This is a genomic window from Flavonifractor sp. An91 (assembly GCF_002159225.1).
Classification (GTDB): Bacteria; Bacillota; Clostridia; order Oscillospirales; family Oscillospiraceae; genus Flavonifractor; species Flavonifractor avicola.
The window spans coordinates 1-4,896 of sequence record NZ_NFHA01000070.1 but is presented as its reverse complement, the minus strand read 5'-3'; the positions used below and the strand labels follow the sequence as shown (position 1 = coordinate 4,896).

Annotated in this window: 6 protein-coding genes; all 6 read right to left on the bottom strand. The window is 59.0% G+C overall.

Annotated features, from left to right (window positions below; translation table 11 throughout):
* On the bottom strand, positions 1–1,559 hold a 1,559-nt coding region (locus B5G42_RS17230; protein ID WP_087273068.1), incomplete at its 3' end, for a VirB4-like conjugal transfer ATPase, CD1110 family.
* Between the two features lie 52 nt (positions 1,560–1,611).
* The gene (locus tag B5G42_RS17225) at positions 1,612–2,004 is read right to left on the bottom strand and encodes a PrgI family protein (RefSeq protein ID WP_087273065.1); all 393 of its coding nucleotides are present in this window, start codon (positions 2,002–2,004) and stop codon (positions 1,612–1,614) included.
* A 51-nt stretch (positions 2,005–2,055) separates the two neighbouring features.
* Positions 2,056–3,099 carry a DNA cytosine methyltransferase gene (locus B5G42_RS17220; protein WP_343286714.1) on the bottom strand — a complete coding sequence of 348 codons (1,044 nt, stop codon included), beginning with the start codon at positions 3,097–3,099 and terminating at the stop codon, positions 2,056–2,058.
* Positions 3,100–3,142: 43 nt separating this feature from the next.
* The gene (locus B5G42_RS17215; protein WP_087273059.1) at positions 3,143–4,009 is read right to left on the bottom strand and encodes a VirB6/TrbL-like conjugal transfer protein, CD1112 family; all 867 of its coding nucleotides are present in this window, start codon (positions 4,007–4,009) and stop codon (positions 3,143–3,145) included.
* A 12-nt stretch (positions 4,010–4,021) separates the two neighbouring features.
* Positions 4,022–4,234 (bottom strand): Maff2 family mobile element protein, encoded by a 213-nt coding sequence (locus B5G42_RS17210; protein WP_087273056.1) that lies wholly within the window; start codon positions 4,232–4,234, stop codon positions 4,022–4,024.
* Between the two features lie 96 nt (positions 4,235–4,330).
* Positions 4,331–4,896, bottom strand: a 566-nt coding sequence (locus B5G42_RS17205; protein ID WP_162611142.1) for a type IV secretory system conjugative DNA transfer family protein, incomplete at its 5' end; no start/stop codon positions are given.

Sequence of the window (4,896 nt, the reverse complement as noted above, 5' to 3'; positions counted from 1 at the left end):
CAGCGGTCAATCACCGTTTTCTCAATGGGCTGCAAGCCCTCCTTGCCGCCCACCACCAGCTCGCACAGGGAGAGCAGGAAGTCGGCCTTCATGGACAGGGGGCTCTCGTCGCCGCCCAGGTCAAGCTGGATGTCCATAGGATTGATATGGTGGGGGCTGTCCGGGGCGATCTCAATGACCTGCCCGCCCAGCCGCCGCACCAGCGGCGCATATTCGCCCATCGGGTCCACCACGATGATCCGGTCCTTGGTCGCCAGGAATACATTGATAAGTTCTCTTTTGGCGGCAAAACTCTTGCCGGAGCCGGTGGAGCCCAGGTACATCCCGTTGGCTGATTTCAGTTTCTTCCGGTCCGCCATGATGACATTGTGGGAAAGGGCGTTCATGCCATAGTAGAGGGCCTGCCCGCCCATGCGGAGCTCCCGCGTCATAAAGGGCACAAAGATGGCGGTGGAGCTGGTGGTCATGCCCCGCTGGATTTCCACCTCGTTATAGCCCAGCACCAGAGAGGACACAAAGCCCTGCTCCTGCTGCCAGTCCAGCCGCTTGATGGCGCAGTTGTATTTCTGTGCGATGCCGTTCACCGTGAACACATCATTTTCCAGCCGTTGGAGGGTGGGAGCCATGTTCACCACCGTAAAGGTCAGCAGGAACATTCGCTCGTTCCGGGACTGGAGGTCGGCCAGCAGGTCCGCCGCGTCCTTGGAGAAGGTAATGAGGTCGGGTGGGAGAATGTCGGGATCATACCCGGCCCGGATGGCCTTTTTCTGCTCCTCCACCTTCATCTTGTCGATGTCGGACACCTTGCCCTTGATGGTCTTGATGGCCTTGAGCTGGTCCACCGTCTGGATGTGCATGGTGACGGTCAGCTCCGCGTCCAGCTCCAGGATTTCCCGCAGCAGCTTGTCCGAGAGCTCCGAGGCCAGGATTTGCAGGTAGGACACCGCCCCGTGGTAGGGCCCCACCTTGAAGGTGCGGACACGGGAGAAGTCAAACCCGGCGCTGGGGGCAACGGTGTCCTTGGTGCCCATGCCCGTGCGGGAGATGTCCTTCCAGGAGAACCGGAAGGGCTCCCGGCTGCCGGGGTGGGTCTGGCTGTAAAGCACCCCCAGCCGCTCCTGCCCGTCCAGGGGGCGGGACTGGACGCCCAGCCGGTGCAGATTGCCCACCACATCGGCCTCCACCCGCTCCAGCCGGGGCCGGGCCTCGCCCAGCGTCCCGGCGGGGACACCGAAGGTGATGTACTTGGCCCGGTCAATGCCGTTGTTGCTTTTGGCAATCTGCCCTTTGAGCATGGACACGAACTCGCCCCGGATGCTGTCAAACTCGTCCGCCTGCATGGGGATATTCACCTTGTACCGGCTGGCGGCATGGGAACGGCGGTTGACGAAGGAGAGCTGGAACGGCAGGGCGCTGTCAAAGTAGTTGAGAAAGGCGCTCCAGCCGTTAAAGATGGCCGACTGGTCCTCCGTGGATGCCACCGAGTAGTTGATGTCCTCATATTCCACGGTCTTGGTGAACAGGCCGCCGGGGAGCTGACACACCCCGTCCGGGTACATTGCCACATAGGGGATCGTCTGCTGGGCGGACACCATGCCCCGGCCCCGGCGGTCAGCCCTTGCGGGCCTTTTTCTTTGCGTGCTTGTGCTTTGCAATCGCATCCTCCTTTTTTGCAGCGCCGCCCAGGGTAAAGGGGGCGTAGATGTTTTCCGTCCGGTAGGGCCGGGAGCCGGAGCGCAGGAACCGGGCCCGGATGATGTTCCGGGCAACCTTCTCCAGCGGCAGTCCGTCCCGCTCATACATGGCAAGCAGGAACGCCGGGAGCATCACTCCTAGCATGAGAAACAGCCCGCCGGTGTTGCCGATCACGGTCCGGGCCAGCAGGTAGGACGGAATCCCCACGGCGGCCCCGCAGCCGAAACAGATCAGTTGGCGCTTGGTGAGATTGAACGCCACTTTCGTTTTGATTTTGGAAAGATCGTTGGGTACATTTACATACGGAATGGTTGTCACCTCTTTCTCGGTGTATGGGACAAAGTGTCCCATAGCTCTTGTTCATTCCCAGGTTAGAGCCTCGCGTATTCCGGCCATGATGTAGTCCGCGCATGGCAGCGCAATCGCGTTGCCCAGGGCCTTGTAGCGGTTGGTGGGGGAAATCTCCGTGCCGTCCGCGCTGTACTTGGTCCAGCCCTCCGGCAGCCCCATCAGGCGCTCGCTCTCCAGCTCCGTAGGGAACCGGACACAGCCGCTTGCCGGATCGTCCTCATACCAAAAGGCAAAGGGGCTGACGCCTCCCGCTAAAAGAGTGGGAAAAGGGTCAGTTGATAATCCAAAACTGTTTTGGAACGCCTCTCGGGATCGTTCTTTTGCTGCTGTCCGCATCCGGTAGCATTGAAAGGGTCGGACGACGGGTATGCGCCCCCCTGGATCAAGAAAAGAGCCTCGATCTCCGGGGGCGGGGGAAAGCCCGCAATCTGCGCCAGTTTGAGAAAGTGAGCGCATTGGGCGGGGCTTAAATAATATTTCCGGGGCGCGTCTGCCTCCAAAATCCGCCACGAGGAAGATGCGCTGCCGTCGTGCCAGGCGGGGCTCTGCCCAGTATTGGGCGTCCATGAGCCTCCAGGCGATGTCGGGACATCTCCCTCGCACCATTCCGGCGTTTCCCCATCTTCCAGAAGGAGGCATTGGAACCTCGGCGTCTGTGAAGGCGGATAGCACGGCTCTAAAATCCATCCGGTCATTAGATGAAAACGCTCCCATGACGTTTTCCCAAACAGTGATAACTGGAAAAAGGTGATTTGTCGCCTCCCTCATTTCTGAAATAATGCGGATGGCTTGAAAGAACAGGCTGGATTTTGCTCCAGCCAATCCCTCCCGCCGTCCGATTTGGGATAGGTTCTGACACGGGGAGCCAAAGGTGAGTATGTGGACCGGCGGGATCGCCCCTCCGTCCAGCTTTGTGATGTCGCCCAGGTGGGCCATGTCCGGGAAGTGCCGCTTGGTGATGGAAATAGGAGCGGCCTCAATTTCGCTGGCCCACAAAGGAACGATCCCGTTGCGCCGGGCAGCCAGAGGGAAAACGCCGATACCGTCAAACAAGCTCCCCAAAGTGATCATTTTGCTGGTCGTTTTACCTCCTCCCTCAATGTGCGCCGAAGATACTTTTTGCGATGCTGCCGGTTTTGAACAGCATAAAGCAGAGCAGCACCGTGTAGCCCATCGCGCCCCATACGGCCCCGATGGGGTCCCCGCTGGTGGCGATCCCCTGAACAAGCACGGCGTAGATCGCCACGCACACCAGAATGAGCAGCCCTTGGAACCCCACGGCAAACAGGGACTTGATGTAGTTCTGCCCCATGCTCCCCAGCTCCCGGTTGGAGAGGGTCGCCACGGGGATGGGGGCCAAACTGGTCATTAAGTAGATTTCCAGCATACGGCCATACACGATGACGAAGATGATAATATTGAGCGCGAACATACACACCTGGATCAAGATGGATTGCATGAACAGGCCCAGGAGTTCCCCGACGCCCATTCCCTCCAAAGTGGTCTCCAGGTTCGCCAGCATATCTGCTGAAATATCAGTGGAGCCTTGGATCAGCCCCGCTGCGCTGGAGATCACACTTTGCGACACATCAAATACCGCCATCACGATATTGAAGGTGTTGGATAGGATCAGAATTGCAATCGCCGTTTTGAACATCCATTTGTAGATGTTCGCCACATCGACCTCGTGCATATTGTTCTTTTCCAAAAGCATCTGAATGAGCTCGTAGGTGGCAACAAAGGTGAGCACCATTCCGGCAATCGGTAGGATCACCGTTTCGGAGAGTTGCTGGATCAGGGAGAACACCCCGGCGTTCCACGCCGCCGGGGTGGTTCCCACCTGCGTTGCGACATCCCCAACCGAGGCGTTCACATTGTCAAACAGCCCGCCCAGGTTGCCCATGATGCCGTCAATGAGCAGGTCTTTTAGCCAACCTGTGAGCCAGTCGGTGAGAAAGCCCATAAGCTACCAGCCTTAAAACAGAGTGCCCAGCACGGGGATCAGGGTGGTGCCCAGCAGGATGATGCCGCCGCCCGCCATGAGCTGCTTCATGCCCTGGCTTTTGGAGCCGGGATTGTCGGACCCGTATCCCTCCAGAAGATTGACAACACCCCATACGCCCAGGCCAGCGCCCAGGGCCACAACAAGGGTCTGTAAGGTCGTGATCGCGGAACTGAAAAACTGCATATATCCTCCTTTTCTCCGGTAAATTCCGGGCAAAAAATAAGCCGCCCAGCCGGGCGGCGCTGCTATGGGACACTTTGTCCCAAACATGGCAATATCTTAAAAGGCGTCCGGGTCGTCCACATCGTCATAGTTGAGGATGTCCTCGTCCTCGTCCGTGAGCGGGATCGGCTCGTCCACCTGGTACACCTCGCAAGCCTCGTCCAGACCGGGCCGCCTCCGGCGGCGGATCAGCCGGTCCAGATCAAAGGCGTTGCGCTTTTTATCCGCCTCCTCCGTGAATTTGTAGTTGGGGTGCTGTTTCAGATCGTACTTGGGAGAATAGAACGGGGGCAGGCCCCGGAGCTGCAAGATGCACCTGTCACCGGGCATGGTGGCAAGCTCGCTGGGGGTCATCAGCTCTCGGCCCAACCGCTGGGTATTGAGGTTGTAGCTCTCGGACTGGCCCTTGGAGCGCCCATCGGTCTGCATATAGATGGTGGCCTTGCCCAGCCAGGTTTCCGAGATTTCCTTGATGGTGCTGCCCTCACGACCTCCCAGGAATATCACGCTGTCCATGTTGCCCAGGACCGTTTCTGCGTGCTTGTCATAGATGGCCTTGCATTGGGCCAACTGCTGATAAAAGAGGGTCAGGCTGACCTCACGGGAGCGAATGACGGCCACCA

Coding starts and splice junctions, on each gene's coding strand:
- B5G42_RS17210 (WP_087273056.1), bottom strand. CDS start 4,234: ATGCAGTTTTTCAGTTCCGCGATCACGACCTTACAGACCCTTGTTGTG.
- B5G42_RS17215 (WP_087273059.1), bottom strand. CDS start 4,009: ATGGGCTTTCTCACCGACTGGCTCACAGGTTGGCTAAAAGACCTGCTC.